Below are 18,134 nucleotides of genomic sequence, written 5' to 3'. Positions count from 1 at the left end.
TTGAAAATTCACTAAATTATAAAAAACATTATATGGAGAAGAAAACAATTGTATGTATTTCCTGCTACTACAAGGGCTATGACTTTATGGACGAAATGAAGCAGCTTGGGAATAACATCATTTTGGTAACATCAGAAAACCTTAAAGAAAAAAACTGGCCATGGCATGCCATTGATGAGGTATTTTATATGCCGGAGCTCAAACCGTCCGTATGGAATCTGGAACATCTGATCCAGGGATTTTCACACCTCATGAAAAGCAGAAAAGTTGACGCCGTAGTAGCGCTCGATGATTATGATGTAGAAAAAGCCGCACTGATCAGGGAAACGTTTCGTATCCCGGGAATGGGCCAGACTACCCATCGTTATTTCAGGGATAAACTGGCCATGCGTCAGAAAGCCAAAGACTCAGGGATTAATGTGCCGGAATTTACAGCAGTATTCAATGATGATGAGGTGAACAGTTTTGCAGACAGAGTACCGGCTCCATGGGTGCTGAAACCACGATCAGAAGCATCAGCATCAGGAATTAAAAAAATTACTTCCAAGGAACAGCTTCATGAGGCGCTGGATATTCTTGGCGAAGAACGTCATCTATTTTTACTGGAAAGCTTTAAACCAGGAGATGTATACCATGTAGACAGTCTTACTTTTAATAAAGAAATTATATTCACTTCCGCTTCCAAATATCTGGCACCTCCTATGCAGGTTTCTCATGAAGGCGGTGTTTTCCGGTCTAAAACACTGGGAAGATATTCCGAAGAATTCAAAGCTCTGGAAGAGATCAATGCTAAAGTGCTGTCAAGCTTCGGATTGATCAACGGGGCTACCCATACAGAATTTATCCGTGGAAAAGAAGACGGAAAATGGTATTTCCTTGAAACATCATCACGGGTTGGCGGTGCCCACATTCCTGATCTGGTGGAAGCCTCAAGCGGCGTTAATATCTGGAGAGAATGGGCCAGAATTGAAGATGCCCTGCTGAAAGGAAACAACTACAGTGTTTCACCTCCCACAGGATATTACGCAGGATTAATTGTTGCCCTGATCAAGGAAAAAGAACCGGATTACAGCAGTTTTGCATCTGAAGAGGTAGTAAAATTTCTTCCCATAGATTATCATGTCGGGATTGTTTACAAATCAAATGATGCCGCTATTGTACAGGAAAAACTGGACAGTGCCGCTGAAAAAATACAGACTGATATGCTAAATATCTTACCTCCCAAAAGCAGCAAACTAAGCAGTTAATATCAACACAATTATTAAAGTAAAAAAAATTTAAATGCCTCACATAGAACATACAGATTATTATTCAAATATATTGGGAACAAGTCTCAAGGTAGAGGTAACCGGACATTACGGCTATCCTATCATCATGTTTCCAACCTCTCAGGGACAATATACCCAAAACCATGATTTTCACCTTAACGGAAGTATCAACTGGTTTGTAGAACAGGGAAAGGTAAAACTTTATAACATTCAGACCATTGACTCATGGAGCTTTTATGATGAAAAGATATCTCCCCAGCAGCGTATCAGAAACTACGAGCGGTACGTACAGTTTCTGATTCAGGAATTTGTACCTTATATTCAGAAGCTTCATAAAACGCATCGTGTTGCAGTTGCCGGAGCCAGTTTCGGAGGGTATCATGCGGCCAATTTTGCTTTCAGGTTTCCGGATGTTGTTTCCCATGTGATCTGTATGTCAGGAGCATTCAGTATCAGGAATTTTATGAACGGATATTCTGATGAGCTGGTGTACTTTAACTGTCCAAGAGAATTTGTAAGAAACGATGAAGCCTGGAAATACAAACATATGCATATCGTATTGAGTACCTCCGATCAGGATATCTGTAAAGATAAAAACATTGAAATGGCAGAAATCTTACGGTTAAAAGGAATTGATTTCTGGTATGATGAAAGAAAATGGATCGGGCACGACTGGCCTTTGTGGAGAATGGTATTCCCAACATTTATAGGAGCTTACTTCTCTTAAACCCAATAAGTAACATTTAACACAGAAGATACTTTGTACTTAAATTATTTTTAAATACTACTAACTGTTTGAAAAGTTCATTTAAGTTTTAAAAAAAATCAAAACCTTTTATTTCCCGGGTATCACAACTGAAGACTTGATATTTCCTTCTTTTGGAGGGGTGTCAAATCAAGGATTTGACGGGATGGTTTCCCGGACTGAATTTCATTTTCATCCACAGTAAAAAAGATAAAACAGAAAAAAAATATACACCAATTTAAAAACAGAAATTATGGCAAAAAAAGTAGGAATTCTATTCGGTATGGAAGATACATTTCCCTGGGCATTTATAGACAAAGTAAATGAACTGGGAGGCGGAGATATCATCGCTGAGCCGGTAATGATTGATAAACTGGAGCAGGGTGCAGATTATGGATATGCAGTAATCATCGACAGAATTTCACAGGATGTTCCCTTTTACAGAGCTTATCTGAAAAATGCAGCACTTAACGGTACTTATGTGATCAATAATCCTTTCTGGTGGAGTGCTGACGAAAAGTTTTTCAACAATGCCCTGATGTCTAAGCTTGGAATTCCTCTTCCCAAGACCGTTTTGCTTCCGTCTCACGAAAGACCGGACAGCACTTCAGAAACCTCATTCAGGAATCTTAAATTCCCTCACGACTGGGAATACATTTTCAATTATGTAGGCTTCCCGGCCTATATGAAACCTCATGACGGCGGAGGATGGAAAAATGTTTACAGAGTAGAAAATCCGGATGATCTTTGGAATAAACTGAGTGAAACCGAACAGCTTGTGATGATGGTACAGGAAGAGATCATTTTTGATGATTATTACAGAGTTTACTGCCTGGGCAGAAAATACGTTCATATTATGCCATATGAGCCTAGAAATCCACATCATTTAAGATATGCAACAACCCATCAGACTCAAGGGGAAGAACTTGAGAAATTATTGAAGACCATTCATGATTATACCATCAAAATGAACGAAGCTCTGGGCTATGATTTTAATACGGTAGAATTTGCAGTAAGAGACGGTATTCCTTATGCAATCGACTTCTGTAATCCTGCACCGGATGCAGACCGGAATTCTGTAGGAGAGGAAAACTTCGCATGGATCATAGAACATGCTGCAAAACTGGCGATTGAAAAAGCTAAAGAATATGTTCCCGGAAAACCTAATATCACCTGGGGAACCTTTGTAAAAGATTCGATCAAATAAACTTTTGAAGAAATAAAAAAAACACAGAAAAAATGCATCAGTTTACTATTGGAATTGAAGAAGAGTATCAGATCATCGACGTTGAAAGCCGGGATCTGGTTTCTCACGTTTCTAAAATCATTGAAGGAGGCAAAGCGGTTTTAAGTGAGAACTTAAAGCACGAAATGCACGAATCTATGATTGAGATGGAAACGGGTATCTGCCAGAATATTCAGGAAGCCAGGGCAGAATTAACAAATTTAAGAAGGCATCTTATCAATACAGCCCATGAACAGGGACTTCGTGTTTCCGGAGGTGGGACGCACCCTTTTTCGCATTGGTCGGAAAATAATATTACCCAGGGAGAAAGATACATCAAAATTGTGGATGACATGGGAGATGTAGCCCGTGAAAACCTTATTTTCGGGCTCCACGTACATATTGGAATTCCCAACCGTGAAGAAGGCGTAAGAATTCAGAATGTGATGCGTTACTTTCTGCCTCACGTCTATGCCCTGTCTACCAATTCACCTTTCTGGATCGGAAGATATACGGGATTTAAGTCTTACCGTCAGGAGATTTTCGTGAAATTCCCAAGAACAGGAATTCCAAGTTATTTCAATTCTCTGGCGGAATTTGACAGCTATGTAGACCTTCTTGTAAAAACAGGAACGATTGACAATGCCAAGAAAATCTGGTGGGATCTGCGTGTTCACCCGTTCTACCCTACCATTGAATTCAGAATCTGCGATATGCCTTTAAGAATTGATGAAACCGTCTGCCTTGCAGCAATCATGCAAAGCCTGGTGGCTAAAATTTATAAGCTTCATCAGCAGAACCTGAGTTTCAGAAGCTATAGAAGGCTGCTGTTGAATGAAAATAAATGGCGTGCTTCCAAAAGCGGTATTGAAGCCCATCTGATCGACTTTGGTAAAGAAGAATCTGTACCTTATCCTCACCTTTTAAAAGAACTTTTAGAATTTATTGATGATGTGGTAGACGATCTTGGCTGCCGTCATGAGGTGGAATATGCCTGGAAAATTCTTGAGAACGGAACCGGTGCCGACAGGCAGCTTCAAATCTTTAAGGAAACAGGTGATCTGACGAAAGTGGTAGATTATATGATCTCAGAAACTGAGTATGGCATAACACATGGAGAGCACGCTTCATAATATTTTTGGTAACTTTACAAAAAATATGATGTAATGAAAGATATTCGAATTGCTCTGCTGGACATGAACAACAACCATGTGAATCAAGGCTTTAGAAACATTAAAGAGATTTCCGAAGCTTTTCAGCAGAAGTCTGAAGAAAATGTGATCATCAAAACATTTGATGTGAGGTTCAAAGATGAAATGCCGGAGATTGATGATTTTGATATTTTTATTTCTTCAGGCGGACCTGGTAATCCTCACAGAGAAGGTTTTGCATGGGAAGACAGATTTGCCGGTTTTTTAGATTCTGTTTTTGAACACAATAAATACAGCGAGGATAAAAAATACCTTTTCCTGATCTGCCATTCATTCCAGCTGGCAAGCATTCACTGGAAACTGGGTAATATCTGCAAAAGGAAATCCTATTCTTTTGGAGTAATGCCTGTGCATAAAACCAAAGAAGGCCGTGAAGAGTTTTTATTCAAAAACCTCCAGGATCCATTCTATGCAGTAGATTCCAGAGCATACCAGTTTATTGAGCCTGATCAGGACCGTTTTGAGGAACTGGGAATGACTGTTATGGCCATTGAAAAATTCCGCCCTCATATCAATCTGGAAAGAGCTGTAATGGCAGTCCGTTTTTCAGATGAAATATTCGGAACCCAGTTTCACCCGGAAGCCAGCCCTCAAGCATTGATTGAAAATCTGAAAGATGAAAAAAACAGGGAAGCGATGATCGAAAACTTCGGTATGGAAAAATATCTTGAGACCATGGACAGAATAGATGATGAAGACAAAATCATCCTGACCAGAAACCAGATCCTTCCGAGGTTCCTTCAGTTTGCAAAAAAAAACATTTTGAAAGAGATTGAGTCTTTGGCTTAAAGCATTGATATCAACCACAAAGTCACAAAAGTTTTTTAGCACTTTGGTTATTTTAAGGTACTGCTAATTATTTGAAAAGTACATTTAAGTTTTTTTGAAAATCTTTGATTTTCACCTTGAATTTATTCATCCTTTATGACTTTTGACTTTGTCAAATCTTTGATTTGTGGTTAAACTCATTTAAAATATCAAATCGGGCATTATTGCTCGATTTTTTTAACATCACAAAAGAAAAAATATGATCCCAAAATACAGAAAACAGTTCAATCAGGAGCTTTCACAGGAAAAATATCAACAGCTGAAAGATATTTTAAAACAAAAAGGAGGTATAGAACCTACCTTTAGAATTTCTGAGAGCCCCTTATTTCTTACCAAAGCATTCGAAGGTAAGCTTCTTGATGCCAGCGAAAGCATCATCACCCAGATCAAAGCACTTCCGGCTGAAACTCTGCAGAAAGCTATTCCCGATAATTGCCGGGTTCCTAATGATACGGACCAGCCTCACTTTTTCACCATAGATTTCGGGATCTGCAAAAGTGAAAACGGAGACATTGAACCTCAATTGATAGAATTGCAGGCCTTCCCTTCATTATATGCCTTCCAGAAGGTCTTTGAAGAGACATTTTGTGAAGTCTACCCTTTCCTTTCCGATATCCGGAATCCAATGCCTCATGAAACGTTTAAAAACTATTTGAAGGAGCTGATTGTAGGTGATGAAAATCCGGAAAATGTAGTTCTTCTCGAAATCTTCCCTGAAAAACAGAAAACAGCGATTGATTTTGCTTTGACGGAGCAATTATTGGGAATAAAAACGATCTGTCTGACCAAAGTAAAAAAAGAAGGTAAAAAACTGTATTATGAGCATGAAGGCCAACTAATTCAGATCAAAAGAATCTACAACAGAGTCATTTTTGATGAACTGGACAGAATTCCGGATCTCAAAACTGAATTCGATTTCCGTGAAGAAGCGGAGGTAGAATGGGTTACTCATCCTAACTGGTTCTTTAAAATTTCAAAGTTCCTTTTGCCATTATTAAAACATCAATTCGTTCCGAAAAGTTATTTTTTACATGAATTTCCGGAAAATGAAAATCTTGAAAATTTTGTATTGAAACCTTTATTTTCATTCGCAGGAAGCGGTATAAATCTTAACCCCACTAAAGAAATAACGGATGCTATTGAGGATAAAGAAAATTATATCCTGCAGAGAAAAGTAACCTACGAACCGATTTTCGAAGATATTAACGGAGAATTTTCAAAAGCGGAGATCCGTCTGTTGTATATCTGGAAGCAAGGCGATGAGCGTCCTGTACTTTTGGAAAATTTGGGAAGAATGACGAAAGCAGCAATGGTAAATGTTGATTTCAATAAAAAGGATGCGATATGGATCGGAAGTTCCAATGCTTTTTTTGCAGAGGGATAATTTTTTTAATCATTAAAAAAATTATCAATAAGACTCGGCTGAACCTTTGGTTCAGCCGAGTCTCTTATAAACAGTAAATATTATACGTTTTTATCGTCTTCCAGCAATTCCCTTGCCTGGTATTCCTGCACCAGATCGATTGCATTAGAGATCACATCACTTAAAGCAGTAATAAAAGTACCTTCTTCCGCCATTCCTATGGCATGTTTCAGGGCTTCGATTTCTTTAGGGATAATCTCGTAACTTACGTCTCTGCCTGCTTCATTTATTCCGTCAATAATCAATCCGTTGATTTCTTCTTCTGTTCTTCCACGAAGGTGTTTTTCATTACGGATAATAATATAATCGAACATTCTGCCGGCAATTTTCCCGCATTCTTTGATATCATTATCTCTTCTGTCTCCTACACCGGAAATAATACCGATCTTCTTGGTAGATTCAACGTTTTTTAGATAATCTTCAATCGCTTCATAACCGGAAGGGTTATGAGCAAAGTCGATCAGCACTTTAAAGTTTTTGAATTTGAAGACATTCAGCCTTCCCGGAGTAAGCTGAGCACTTGGAATAAACGTTCTTAAGGAATTGGAGATATCTTCGATTCCAAAACCGTAAAGATAACTTGCCAGACTGGCTGCTAAGACGTTTTCAATCATGAATCTGGCTTTCCCTTCCATTGTGATCGGAAAATCCTTAGCTTTTCCTATTCTGATCTTCCAGTCTCCTTTTTTAATGGTTACGAAACCTTCTTCATATACACAGGTGATCTTTCCTTCTTTCGCAAATTTTACGATATGAGGGTTATTTTCATCCATACTGAAGATCGCTACATTCGAATCAAGATCATTTATAATTTTCATCGAATATTCGTTGTCTGCATTCAGAACGCTCCAGCCGCTTTTCTTTACACTATCCAATACGACCCTTTTCACTTTGGTAAGATCTCTTAAGTTATTGATATCATTCATTCCCAGGTGATCTTCCTCAATATTGGTCAAAACTCCGATATCACACTGAGAGAAACCAAGTCCGGAACGTAAGATTCCCCCTCTTGCCGTTTCAAGCACCGCAAATTCTACGGTAGGATCTTTCAGGATGAATTCTGCCGAAATCGGTCCTGTTGTATCTCCTTTTGAAAGCATTGTATTCTGGATATAAATTCCGTCCGAAGTGGTGAATCCTACTCTATATCCGTTACTTTTTACAATATGGGAAATAAGTCTTGTCGTAGTTGTTTTTCCGTTTGTGCCGGTTACTGCAATAATAGGAATGGTAAAAGGTTTCCCCTGAGGATAAAGCATATCTACAACAGGTGCAGCCACATTTCTGGGCAGTCCTTCACTTGGTGCCAGGTGCATTCTGAAGCCAGGAGCAGCGTTAACTTCTATAATAGCGCCGCCACTTTCCTTTAAAGGTTGGGTCAAATTCTCAGCCATGATATCAATACCACAGACATCCAGCCCGATAATCTTGGAAATTCGCTCTGCCATCGTGATATTTTCCGGGTGTATCATATCCGTAACATCAATGGAAGTTCCACCGGTTGAAAGATTTGCTGTTGATTTTAAATATACCACTTCTCCTCTCTGAGGAATTGTTTCTAAAGTATACTGAAGCTTTTCCAGCAGCTCCATAGTATCTTTATCCACTTCAATTTCAGTCAGGACATTTTCATGACCGTACCCCCTTCTCGGATCTTTATTTTCCTTATCAATAAGCTGCTGAAGATTCAGTTCTCCGTCCCCTACAACGTGAGCAGGAACTCTTCTTGCTGCAGCAACCATTTTATTATTAATCACCAATACCCGGAAATCATATCCGGTAATGTATTTTTCAACGATAACTTTTCGTGAATATTTTTGGGCATGCTCCAGGCCTGTTTTTGCAGATTCCCAGTCATTGACATTAATGGAAGAGCCTTTCCCATGATTTCCATCCAGAGGTTTTAAAACAATAGGATATCCTATTTTCCTGATAACAGTATTTAAGTCTTCTTCATCCACCACCAGATCACCGATCGGGACCGGAATGGCTGCATCGTGAAGCATTCTTTTGGTTAATTCCTTATTACAGGCAATATCTACAGCAATAGAACTTGTTTTTCCAGTAATAGTCGCCTGAAAGCGCTGTTGATTGACTCCATAACCAAGCTGTACCAAAGAATTGGTTCCCAACCTGATCCATGGAATTCTTCTGGAAGCAGCTTCCTCAACAATACTTCCTGTAGACGGGCCCAGACGGACCCTTTCCCTGATCTCTTTTAATTTATGAATGCAGGCATTTAAATCATAGTCTTTTCCTTCCACCAGGGCTTCTGCAATCTTTACAGCTTCTTCTGCAGCATAAATCCCTGCATTTTCTTCAAGATAATTGAATACCACGTTGTACACTCCCGGAGTTTTTGTTTCACGGGTTCTTCCAAACCCTACATCCATCCCGGCAAGGGTCTGAATCTCTAAAGCAATATGCTCAATGACATGCCCCATCCAGGTCCCTGTCTCCACCCTGTGGAAAAAGCCTCCTTCCACTCCTTCGGAGCAGCGGTGGGTAATCAGTGAAGGTATTAATTTTTCAATCCTCTCCCTGAATCCGTCGATCTTATTGGTAGGATAATTTTCCATTTCTTCAAGGTCCAACCTCATCTGTATCAGCTTCTTTCTTCTTATGCTCCAGATATTAGGACCACGTAGTGCCTGAATCTTTTCGATTTTCATAGTCTATTGGCATTTTAACAGTTAACAATAACTCCTTTTATAACCAAAGATAATGTAAAACCCTAAACAAAACCATACCTCATTTAAAGATTTATTAAAAAAATATTAATTTTTATTAACATTTTTAAATCATTAAAAATCAGCGAAAGATGGCATGAATTTCGCCAAATAATGTTATTTATTTTTTAATTTTGTACCATGACGAAACCTGTTGGAAAATTAATAGTTATCGGAGGGGCTGTAAACAAAGGAAGTTTTGCAGAAACCGATTATGATCAGAATATCGAAAAGAATCTTAACTTTTTTGAACGTGGAATCCTACGGAAGATTATCAACGAATCAAAACACAAGGAAAATTCTGTCATTGAAATCGTAACAACAGCCTCCCAGATTCCTCAGATCGTAGGTTCAGAATACAAAAAAGCATTTGAGTTCTTAGGAGCTAAAAATGTAAATGTTCTTGATATCCATAACCGTGAAGAAGCCAATTCTGATGCTATGGTAGCCAGAGCCAATGCTGCAGACGTCATGATGTTTACCGGGGGAGACCAGCTGAGACTGACTTCTATTCTTGGCGGGACAAGATTTCACGATACCATTTTACTGAAATACCAGGAGCAGGATTTTATTTACTCAGGAACTTCCGCAGGTGCCGCCGCCGCTTCAGAAAATATGATCTATCAGGGAAGCAGCTCAGAAGCACTTTTAAAAGGAGAAATAAAAACTACACAGGGGTTAGGTCTTATAGATAATGTGATCATTGATACGCATTTTGTACAAAGAGGCCGAATCGGGCGTCTTTTCCAGGCTGTGGTAAATAACCCGAGAACACTGGGAATAGGTCTTGGAGAAGATACGGGACTTTTCATTCATAATGATGTAATGACGGCTGTAGGTTCAGGACTTGTTATTCTTGTAGATGGAAGGTTCATCAAAGATACCAATCTTACCAACATTAATCTTGGCGAACCGATCTCTATTGATAATTTAACGGTTCATGTGATGTCTATGAATGATCATTACGATCTTACGACAAAAACGCTGACGATTGAGAATTCGCAGTTTAATCCTATTCCTCAGGATAAATAATACAACTCACCTACTTTATATAAACGGAACTTTGTTTCCGTTTTTTTTTGTTTATCACCTCCTCAAATCTTTGACAGCCCTACGATGGAAAATAATGACGGAAGACACTAATATGAATCAGATAATTATATATTTCTTATTCTTTACATGAAATTTCAAAATATTGGAATTAATTAAAATTTATCAGTTACCTTCGTAAGACTATCAATCATTATTTATCAATTATCATCTATATTTATGAAAATCATCATCCACGGCGGTTTTTTCTCAGAGAGTGATCAAAGCCATGAAGTAAAAACAGCTAAACAAAATTCATTAAAAAGTATTGCTCAAAAGGCTTTCGAATATCTTCAAAACCATTCTGCGTTCGATACTGTTGCTTATGCCGTTTCTTTATTGGAAGACGACCCTTTGTACAATGCCGGGATCGGGTCACAGATTCAAAGTGACGGGGTTATCCGTATGAGTGCGGCCATTATGAATGGTGAAACCCAAAAGCTGAGTGGTGTGATCAATATCCAGGATGTAAAAAATCCCGTTTTTGTAGCCAAAGACCTGATTGGTGAAGATGACAGGGTTTTAGGCGGTCAAGGTGCCAAAAAATATGCTTCAGAACACGGATTTGAAAATTTCTCCACTGAAATTCCACAGCGAAGAAAGGAGTATGAAGCTAAGCTGGCTACCGGAGGAAAAGGAACTGTAGGCTGTGTAGCAATAGATAAAGACGGAAAACTGGCTGTTGCCACTTCTACAGGCGGAAAAGGTTTTGAAATTCCGGGAAGGATCTCAGATTCTGCCACAGTAGCTGGAAATTATGCCAATGTTTACTGTGCGGTGAGCTGTACAGGCGTAGGAGAGGATATTGTAAGTAATGCCACAGCAGCCAAAATCGTGACAAGAGTAACAGACGGAATGAGCCTTGAAAATGCATTCAACAAAACGTTTGATGAACTTAAGACTATTGACGGATTTGCCGGAGCCATCGCTATAGATAAAGAAGGAAATGTATATCATCAGGACTCCTATCCTACTATGGTTTTCGCCAGTTTTGACGGGAAAAACTTTGAAGTCTTTTCTTAAATTTAACATTTTTTTATCATTCGGTTGAATTTTTTGGCACGTATTTTACATAAGTATTAATAACAAATTTTAATATTAACACCTTAAAAAAATAGAAATCATGGGAAACAAAACAAAAGGCTTATTAGCTTTATTAGGTTTAGGTGCTTTAGCGTATTGGAAATATAAAAATTCAAGCCCTGAAGACCAACAGGCTGTGAAAGATAAAATCAATACAGCGAAAGACAACTTTAATAAATGGGGAAATGATCTTAAGAACAAAGCCAATGATGTTGCTTCTCAGGTTCAGAATAAAGTGGACGAAGTGAAGACTAAGGCTGAAGATTCTTTAAGCTAAAAAACAGATAGTTTTTTTAACATTCATATATTGAAAAAAGTCATCGCAGATTATTGCGATGACTTTTTTTATATTTTCAGTGATTAATGTGAAATACAATTCCTGTGGATAGAATAATTTTCCCTTTATTCGTGCATTAGTAGCTATAAAAGCTAAACTTACCTAAATGTTTATACGTTTAGCTCTCAGTTATTTCTTTGTTGCCATTAAAGCAAATACGATCGGGATTTTTTTTCCAAACTGTGGAATTCTCCATTTTCCTTTTTCAAATTCCTCCACATGCCTGAAACACGGATAAGGTGACCAGTCAAACTCCCGGAAGGTCTCCAGCTGCATCTCTTTTTTAACCAGATTATCCAGAACTTCTGCTAAAGAATGGTTCCACATGACGTATTCCTGTACAATAGGAGCAGACTGATCTGCATAGGTTCCTTCATAGGTTTCCACAATCGGCTTTTCATTGAAGTAATTGTAAGCTACTTTTGTAAAGTCATCGTCAAACATCCAGACAACCGGATGAAATTCTGCCATGATAAACTGACCGCCAGGCTTCAGAAAATGACTGATCACACCGGCCCATTTTTCAAGATCAGGAAGCCAGCCTATAGTTCCGTAACTTGTATAAACGATGTCAAATTTCTGATTCAGGACATTGGGCAAATTGTATACATCAGAACAGATAAATTCAGTATCGGTACCGCATTGCAGTGCCAGATCTATTGCAGTTTCTATAGCTTTATCTGAAAGATCAATTCCGGTAACTTTTGCTCCCATTCTCGATAATGAAATGGAATCCTGCCCGAAATGGCATTGCAGATGCAGAATTGTTTTTCCTTTTATATCTCCCAGGAGATCCAGTTCTATAGAATTCAGAGAGTTCCTTCCTTTTAAAAATTCATCTACAAAATAGAAATCCGACTTCAGGTGCGGTTCTACTTTGGCATTCCATGAGGTTTTATTTATTTCTAAGTAATTTTCCATGAGTTTTGTTTTTTATCAGAATTAAGATTTGCTTCAGGAGTCTATTGATCAAGCAGTTTTTTCTTCTGATTATTAAATTCTTCTTCACTTAAAACACCATTCTCTTTCAACCGTCCCAACTGCTCCAGCTGATCTAAAATGGTGGGTTCAGGTTTAGCCTGAAAATATTCTTTGGGGCGGGCCATGAAATCTCTTACCTTTTCGCAGAATAATTCAGCGTAATATTTGCCTACACCGTCAATTTCCACAATATTATCAGAAGCATGAATATCTATAGATGCCAGTAAGAGTGAGGTTTCATATTGTATTGAGCTTATTTTGTCGTAAGAAAAGTCCTCTACTTTCAGCCCGTACATCAATTCTTTATCTACGAAAATCAGTCGTCTGTCCGTCGCTACCAAAATGATATGATGTTTGGTAATTTTATTTCTGCCTTCAACCAGATAGACAATTTTCTCTTCTGTTGAAAGGATATCCGGAAGTTCACGTATTTCTTTTCTGGCAAAAAAAGTAGGATTGATATCCAGCTTTTCAAGCTCGTCTTTGATTTCATCAAGTCTTGATCTACCCATAGTAAATAGTTTATGCACCTAAATTACTATTTCTTGACAAGAAAATAATTGAATCCGGTAAAAATCTTATTCCTGCCCCGGAATGACAACAGAAGTATGCAGACTGTACACTTTCCAGCCTAAATTTTCATAAAGTAATTTCCCTTCTTCTGTGGCGACCAAAAAATTGTTGGTATATCCTTTTGATAAAGCTATTTTCTCAAGTTCTTTAAGCAGAAAGGAAGCAAGACCTTTTCTCTGATGATTTTTTTCGGTAACAATCCTGTCATAAACCGCCAGATCATCGCTCAGTGCAACATAGCCTATTGAAGCCTGTTCTCCGTTTTCAGCAATGATTTTAACCATAAAGGTCGAATTATGCTGTCCATATTCCACCTGATATCCGTCAGCCAGCATAATTTCAGGGAAGTTCATCGGTTGAAAACAGGTCATCATATAGCCCTGAGACTGAAGTTTCCATCTTTCAGGGATCTTTTCTATGAATTGATTGGGAGAAGCACATACTTTCAGGTATACCCAAGGTTCAGCAATGGAATCAGCAAGCTGAAAGAAATCTTCGTTAAGTTCAGGAAACACATACCTTTCCTTTTGATTTTCATATCCTACGATCACCTTAAATCCAGATTTATATTGTGTCGGAAAAGGTAATTCTCTTGATAAGGACCAGCCTTTGAGCCAGTTTTCCACTATTTCTGCAGATACTTTGTTCATGATCAACCTTTTAAAGTGTTATCCCAACTGTTCCAGCAGCTTCTTTTTCTGTTCTGTAAATTCTGCATCTGTCAGAATTCCGTTTTCTCTCAGCCGACCAAGCTTTTCAAGCTGCTCAAAAATGGCTTCAGAAGATTTGCTTTTTGCTGTAGTGTTGCCAATTTGTTTTTGAGACTGTTCCACAGGAGAATTATAGATGGTTTTGATTTTGTCATAGAACTTTTCTGCATCCTCTTTATCCATATAGCATTCAAACTCCACTACTCTTTCCTCTAAATGTAATTTGATAATCGGCGACCTCGGATCGGTTACAAAGCTTACAGATCTGATCGTCTCATTGGGATATATATTGATCTTTGCAGATCCAAACATCGATTTTGATACGGAAAGCAGTCTTAAAGGCGTGGCTACCAAAACCCCTGCATCCAGTGTATTAATGAATTGAGCATCTGTTATTGCAATGATTTTTTCATCTTCTGAAATCAGGTAAGGAAGCTCCTTGATCTCCCCTTTGGTAAAGACTGAAAGATTGGCATTCAGTTTTTCCAACTCGTATTTTATCTTTCTCTTTCTGAGTTTGTATACTTCACCTGATATATTCTGTAGTTCAGGTTCTGTAGGTGCAGGAAGTTTTTTTTCTGTCTGTACCATTTCCCGGCTCGGTTCTGTCTTCCCTTTCTGCAGCAGACTGTTGATATCACCAATACTGAACATATTCAGATTGTACAGCAGCTCCTGATTGATATTACTTATTTTATCTAAACATTTATTGCATAAAATACCGCCATCCGAAAGTTTATTCGCTCCCAGAAGCGTATCCATAGAGGTTAACTCTGAATTACACAATGAACAATTATTACTCATTTTTTTTATTTTTATAATTTATCCAACAGCTTTTTTTTCTGTTCTGCAAATTCTTCTTCTGTTAAAATACCATTTTCCCTAAGCTTGCCCAATTTTTCAAGCTTTTCAAATATGACTGCAGCATCTTCTTTTTTAATCGTTCCTTGCTGAGGTTTTTCAGACTGCTGGACAGATTGTTGTTGTTGTTGTTGTTGTTGTTGTGCCGATTGGTTTCCGGAATTATACACATAGCCATGAATAGCATCATAAAATATTTTGGCTGAATTTCTGTTATAAAGCTTAAATTCTGCTTTAAAGCTGTCTGTAAAGATTTTCAGTTCAGATGACATCAACCCTGTGCTATGTTGCATTGAAGTGATTTTATAATGTAGAAATTCATTTTCAAATACACCACCAAAGAACTTTTTATCAACAAAAATCACTCTGCTTTCTGTTGAAACTAAAATTCCTTCGAGATTATTATACAGGTATTTTCCTTCTGCAATGGCGATGATCTTCTCATTTTTATCGAGAACATTGACCAGTTCCTTTACTTCACTGTTGACAAAAATGCTGAGTCTGGCATTCAATGCTGCAATCTGATCTTTGATTTCGTCAAGCCTGGTGGGTGATGTTCCGCCTGTAGTAAAGGTAAACTGAAATGAATGAGAAGTCTCCGTGATTACCTGAGCCTGAGGGACTGCAATTTCCACTTCAATTTGTTCCTCATCCTCCTCTACACTTTCCTTCAGTACAATGTCCCTGATCTGTACCAAGCTGTAGCTGGCAAGGTCAGATACAAGATCTTTATTGATATTGGTTGCTTTATTAAGGCATTTATTGCATAAGGTACCTCCGTCCAAGAGTTTATTTTCTCCCAAGAGAGTGTCCATTGATGTTAATGGCAATCCACATAGAGCACAATCCGTGTTCATTTTAATTTTTATGTTTACAAGTTTTTCAAGTAAGATCAGAATGCAAAGTTTATTCCAGCTTTTTCTGTGATTTAAAGCAAATAATTAAAGTTTATCTAATAACTTTTTCTTTTGTTCTGCAAATTCAGAATCAGTCAGTACACCCATTTCTTTCAGTTTACCCAATTTTTCCAACTGTTCAAAAACGGTTCCGGAAGATGGCTGAGGATTGGTGCTATATACATTTTCCTGAGCAAAATCAAGAATAGATTGAGAAAACGCCTGTAAAGGTCTGGAATTCTGTTTTACAGGTTCAGAGTATCTGAAATTTCTGTTAATACCGGTAAATGATCTGCCGTCATTTTTATTATGCAGCTTAAATTTTGCTGCTCCTGCATTGGTATTGATCTTCAGAATCGAATACAAAAGATTTTCAGCATGATCAATGGAAGAAATGCTATGAAGAGGAAATTCATTCTTTACCACTCCACCTAAGAATTTCTTATCGATAAAAGCTACTCTTTTTTGGGTCGAAAAAATAATTCCTTCCCGCTTACTCTGAAGATCAATTCCTTCGGCTATGGCTAAGAGTTTTTCATCTCTGTCCAGAATATTAGCCAATTCGTTGACTTCTTCATTTGCTAAAACACTGAGCCTTGCATTCAGCGCTACAATCTGATCTTTGATTTCGTCAAGCCTGGTGGGAGCATCGTAAGCATAAGTACTTCCACCGGCATATTGGGATTCGCCTGGGTTCTGGCTGGCATCAATTTTACTTTTAAGGAGCATTCCTGTAATTTCTGCAAAGTAAAACTGATCAAGATTATTGAGAAGATCGGGATTGACACGAACTGCTTTTGTAAAGCATTCAACACACAAGTAACCGCCGTCTGCAAGTTTATTTTTCCCTACAATCATATCTGTAGCCGTCAGTGGTGTTCCACATAATGCGCAAATCATATTCATCTGGTTTTTATGTTTAAGAGTTTTATTTGAAAACAGGCTGGTCATTCTTTCCTGCTTTTGTTATATCGATCCAAATTACAAATTCTGATCGATTTTTCAGTCTAAAAATATTAAATCTTGTGACTTTTCAAAAAGGTTTTTCTTTTGAATGTCAATTTTAAAGTATTTTTGTAATTGCTTGTAAAAATTTCTGCGATACAATCTCTAAAATACCTTCTTTATGATCTTTGTTGAAAATGAATTTGCTCCTTTGAAAACAGTTGTCCTTGCTCAATCAGAATTTGGATATCCCAAAGAACCACGCCCTGAAGATCTTCGTTTTTTGAATCCCGCAGCAGTAGACGAAAACTTTGAAAACAAAGGGAAAGATTACGCTGAAGCATTTCCTGAACTTCAGAAACAATGGGAAAAAGAAAGGGAGAATTTAAAAGAAACCCTTGAGAAATACGGTGTAAATGTTGTTCGGCCCCGTAAACTTACTCATACTGAAAAGGAATCGGTAGGAACAGCAGGCTATTCCAATTTCTTTGTAAGAGATCCGTTTTTTACCGTGGGAAATTTTGTAGTAGAAGCTTCACTTCGTTTTTTACACAGGAGAAATGAAGTTTTTCCGGTTCGTGATTTGTTCTTACAGTCCGTCTACCCCCAGGACTGCTTTTATGTGGCAGTACCACAACCTGAAATTGCTGATCCTGAAGATCAAACATTAGGAAAAGGTCCTTTTCTGGAAGGTGGAGATGTTCTGGTTTTAGGAAAACATGTTTTTGTCGGAAATTCTGGCTTAGCATCCAATGATTTAGGAATTCAATGGTTACAAAAACTTGTAAAACCTCAAGGCTATGTTGTGGAGAAGGTAAAACTTCATCCTGATATATTACATCTTGATTGTGCTCTTGGGTTTGTAAAAGAAGGATTAATGATTGTTTGCGAAGAAGCGTTTCCTGATGGCATTCCTGCCTCTTTACAAGAATGGAAAAAGATTCCTGTAACCATAGATGAAGCTATGAATCTTGCGACCAATGGCCTTCCTGTATCTCCGGAAGTTTATATTACAGACCCGGCTTTTAAACGGATAGGTGAACAGATAGAGAAAGAAGGTATCAAAGTAGAATATATTGATTTTTCAATAAGCAGAAGCTTCGGAGGTTCTTTCCGATGCAGTACGCAACCGTTATTAAGACATTAGATAAAGTGATTCCTAATAATAAAAAAGACTTAGATTCTGGAGTAATTCAAATATTATCTCTTCCAAACCTAAGTCTTTTTTGC

At 38.0% G+C, this 18,134-nt stretch carries 17 protein-coding genes; 10 read left to right on the top strand and 7 right to left on the bottom strand.

Annotation, left to right across the window (positions count from 1 at the left end; translation table 11 throughout):
* Positions 1–32: 32 nt before the first annotated feature.
* From ACTJJF_RS03950 to ACTJJF_RS03925, 6 genes are all read left to right on the top strand, one after another.
* Positions 33–1,247, top strand: coding sequence for an ATP-grasp domain-containing protein (locus ACTJJF_RS03950; RefSeq protein ID WP_440698773.1), 1,215 nt, complete (start codon positions 33–35; stop codon positions 1,245–1,247).
* Between the two features lie 34 nt (positions 1,248–1,281).
* A complete protein-coding gene (locus ACTJJF_RS03945; protein ID WP_440698772.1) occupies positions 1,282–1,995 on the top strand; it encodes an alpha/beta hydrolase-fold protein in 714 nt (237 codons plus the stop codon).
* Positions 1,996–2,266: 271 nt separating this feature from the next.
* Positions 2,267–3,220, top strand: a complete 954-nt coding sequence (locus tag ACTJJF_RS03940) for an ATP-grasp domain-containing protein (RefSeq protein ID WP_440698771.1) — start codon at positions 2,267–2,269, stop codon at positions 3,218–3,220.
* A 32-nt stretch (positions 3,221–3,252) separates the two neighbouring features.
* Positions 3,253–4,371, top strand: a complete 1,119-nt coding sequence (locus ACTJJF_RS03935) for a carboxylate-amine ligase (RefSeq protein WP_065398103.1) — start codon at positions 3,253–3,255, stop codon at positions 4,369–4,371.
* Positions 4,372–4,404: 33 nt separating this feature from the next.
* The gene (locus tag ACTJJF_RS03930) at positions 4,405–5,238 is read left to right on the top strand and encodes a type 1 glutamine amidotransferase (RefSeq protein ID WP_312302906.1); all 834 of its coding nucleotides are present in this window, start codon (positions 4,405–4,407) and stop codon (positions 5,236–5,238) included.
* A gap of 238 nt (positions 5,239–5,476) precedes the next feature.
* Entirely contained in the window at positions 5,477–6,661 is a 1,185-nt protein-coding gene (locus tag ACTJJF_RS03925; protein WP_440698770.1) for a hypothetical protein, read from the top strand.
* A gap of 80 nt (positions 6,662–6,741) precedes the next feature.
* Here the strand turns inward: ACTJJF_RS03925 and cphA are convergent, their stop codons facing one another.
* Complete coding sequence (gene cphA, locus ACTJJF_RS03920) at positions 6,742–9,372, bottom strand: cyanophycin synthetase (protein WP_440698769.1); 2,631 nt, start codon at positions 9,370–9,372, stop codon at positions 6,742–6,744.
* 198 nt (positions 9,373–9,570) lie between these two features.
* On the opposite strand from cphA, the gene ACTJJF_RS03915 reads away from it, so the two are divergent.
* From ACTJJF_RS03915 to ACTJJF_RS03905, 3 genes are all read left to right on the top strand, one after another.
* Positions 9,571–10,461 carry a cyanophycinase gene (locus ACTJJF_RS03915; RefSeq protein WP_065398106.1) on the top strand — a complete coding sequence of 297 codons (891 nt, stop codon included), beginning with the start codon at positions 9,571–9,573 and terminating at the stop codon, positions 10,459–10,461.
* A 237-nt stretch (positions 10,462–10,698) separates the two neighbouring features.
* Positions 10,699–11,541 carry an isoaspartyl peptidase/L-asparaginase gene (locus tag ACTJJF_RS03910; RefSeq protein ID WP_440698768.1) on the top strand — a complete coding sequence of 281 codons (843 nt, stop codon included), beginning with the start codon at positions 10,699–10,701 and terminating at the stop codon, positions 11,539–11,541.
* Positions 11,542–11,641: 100 nt separating this feature from the next.
* Positions 11,642–11,878, top strand: a complete 237-nt coding sequence (locus tag ACTJJF_RS03905; RefSeq protein ID WP_065398108.1) for a YtxH domain-containing protein — start codon at positions 11,642–11,644, stop codon at positions 11,876–11,878.
* 189 nt (positions 11,879–12,067) lie between these two features.
* Here ACTJJF_RS03905 and ACTJJF_RS03900 read toward each other — a convergent pair whose 3' ends face one another.
* From ACTJJF_RS03900 to ACTJJF_RS03875, 6 genes are all read right to left on the bottom strand, one after another.
* Positions 12,068–12,859, bottom strand: a complete 792-nt coding sequence (locus tag ACTJJF_RS03900; RefSeq protein ID WP_440698767.1) for a class I SAM-dependent methyltransferase — start codon at positions 12,857–12,859, stop codon at positions 12,068–12,070.
* Positions 12,860–12,900: 41 nt separating this feature from the next.
* Positions 12,901–13,431 (bottom strand): PH domain-containing protein, encoded by a 531-nt coding sequence (locus ACTJJF_RS03895; RefSeq protein WP_312302884.1) that lies wholly within the window; start codon positions 13,429–13,431, stop codon positions 12,901–12,903.
* A gap of 66 nt (positions 13,432–13,497) precedes the next feature.
* Positions 13,498–14,142, bottom strand: a complete 645-nt coding sequence (locus tag ACTJJF_RS03890) for a GNAT family N-acetyltransferase (protein ID WP_440698766.1) — start codon at positions 14,140–14,142, stop codon at positions 13,498–13,500.
* A gap of 18 nt (positions 14,143–14,160) precedes the next feature.
* Positions 14,161–15,006, bottom strand: coding sequence for a PH domain-containing protein (locus ACTJJF_RS03885; RefSeq protein ID WP_440698765.1), 846 nt, complete (start codon positions 15,004–15,006; stop codon positions 14,161–14,163).
* An 11-nt stretch (positions 15,007–15,017) separates the two neighbouring features.
* Positions 15,018–15,878, bottom strand: coding sequence for a PH domain-containing protein (locus ACTJJF_RS03880; protein ID WP_440698764.1), 861 nt, complete (start codon positions 15,876–15,878; stop codon positions 15,018–15,020).
* A gap of 126 nt (positions 15,879–16,004) precedes the next feature.
* A complete protein-coding gene (locus ACTJJF_RS03875; protein WP_440698763.1) occupies positions 16,005–16,859 on the bottom strand; it encodes a PH domain-containing protein in 855 nt (284 codons plus the stop codon).
* A gap of 226 nt (positions 16,860–17,085) precedes the next feature.
* Between ACTJJF_RS03875 and ACTJJF_RS03870 the strand changes: the two genes are divergently transcribed.
* Positions 17,086–18,051: a dimethylarginine dimethylaminohydrolase family protein gene (locus ACTJJF_RS03870; RefSeq protein WP_440698762.1), complete on the top strand. Its 966-nt coding sequence runs from the start codon at positions 17,086–17,088 to the stop codon at positions 18,049–18,051.
* The last annotated feature ends 83 nt before the right edge of the window (positions 18,052–18,134 follow it).

Source organism: Chryseobacterium sp. 22458, from assembly GCF_052044975.1.
In the GTDB taxonomy this organism is placed as follows: Bacteria; Bacteroidota; Bacteroidia; order Flavobacteriales; family Weeksellaceae; genus Chryseobacterium.
Note: the sequence above shows the minus strand (reverse complement) of the source record. Positions and strands in the feature narration are given on the sequence as shown.

Coding starts and splice junctions, on each gene's coding strand:
- ACTJJF_RS03950 (WP_440698773.1), top strand. CDS start 33: ATGGAGAAGAAAACAATTGTATGTATTTCCTGCTACTACAAGGGCTAT.
- ACTJJF_RS03945 (WP_440698772.1), top strand. CDS start 1,282: ATGCCTCACATAGAACATACAGATTATTATTCAAATATATTGGGAACA.
- ACTJJF_RS03940 (WP_440698771.1), top strand. CDS start 2,267: ATGGCAAAAAAAGTAGGAATTCTATTCGGTATGGAAGATACATTTCCC.
- ACTJJF_RS03935 (WP_065398103.1), top strand. CDS start 3,253: ATGCATCAGTTTACTATTGGAATTGAAGAAGAGTATCAGATCATCGAC.
- ACTJJF_RS03930 (WP_312302906.1), top strand. CDS start 4,405: ATGAAAGATATTCGAATTGCTCTGCTGGACATGAACAACAACCATGTG.
- ACTJJF_RS03925 (WP_440698770.1), top strand. CDS start 5,477: ATGATCCCAAAATACAGAAAACAGTTCAATCAGGAGCTTTCACAGGAA.
- cphA (WP_440698769.1), bottom strand. CDS start 9,372: ATGAAAATCGAAAAGATTCAGGCACTACGTGGTCCTAATATCTGGAGC.
- ACTJJF_RS03915 (WP_065398106.1), top strand. CDS start 9,571: ATGACGAAACCTGTTGGAAAATTAATAGTTATCGGAGGGGCTGTAAAC.
- ACTJJF_RS03910 (WP_440698768.1), top strand. CDS start 10,699: ATGAAAATCATCATCCACGGCGGTTTTTTCTCAGAGAGTGATCAAAGC.
- ACTJJF_RS03905 (WP_065398108.1), top strand. CDS start 11,642: ATGGGAAACAAAACAAAAGGCTTATTAGCTTTATTAGGTTTAGGTGCT.
- ACTJJF_RS03900 (WP_440698767.1), bottom strand. CDS start 12,859: ATGGAAAATTACTTAGAAATAAATAAAACCTCATGGAATGCCAAAGTA.
- ACTJJF_RS03895 (WP_312302884.1), bottom strand. CDS start 13,431: ATGGGTAGATCAAGACTTGATGAAATCAAAGACGAGCTTGAAAAGCTG.
- ACTJJF_RS03890 (WP_440698766.1), bottom strand. CDS start 14,142: ATGAACAAAGTATCTGCAGAAATAGTGGAAAACTGGCTCAAAGGCTGG.
- ACTJJF_RS03885 (WP_440698765.1), bottom strand. CDS start 15,006: ATGAGTAATAATTGTTCATTGTGTAATTCAGAGTTAACCTCTATGGAT.
- ACTJJF_RS03880 (WP_440698764.1), bottom strand. CDS start 15,878: ATGGACACTCTCTTGGGAGAAAATAAACTCTTGGACGGAGGTACCTTA.
- ACTJJF_RS03875 (WP_440698763.1), bottom strand. CDS start 16,859: ATGATTTGCGCATTATGTGGAACACCACTGACGGCTACAGATATGATT.
- ACTJJF_RS03870 (WP_440698762.1), top strand. CDS start 17,086: ATGATCTTTGTTGAAAATGAATTTGCTCCTTTGAAAACAGTTGTCCTT.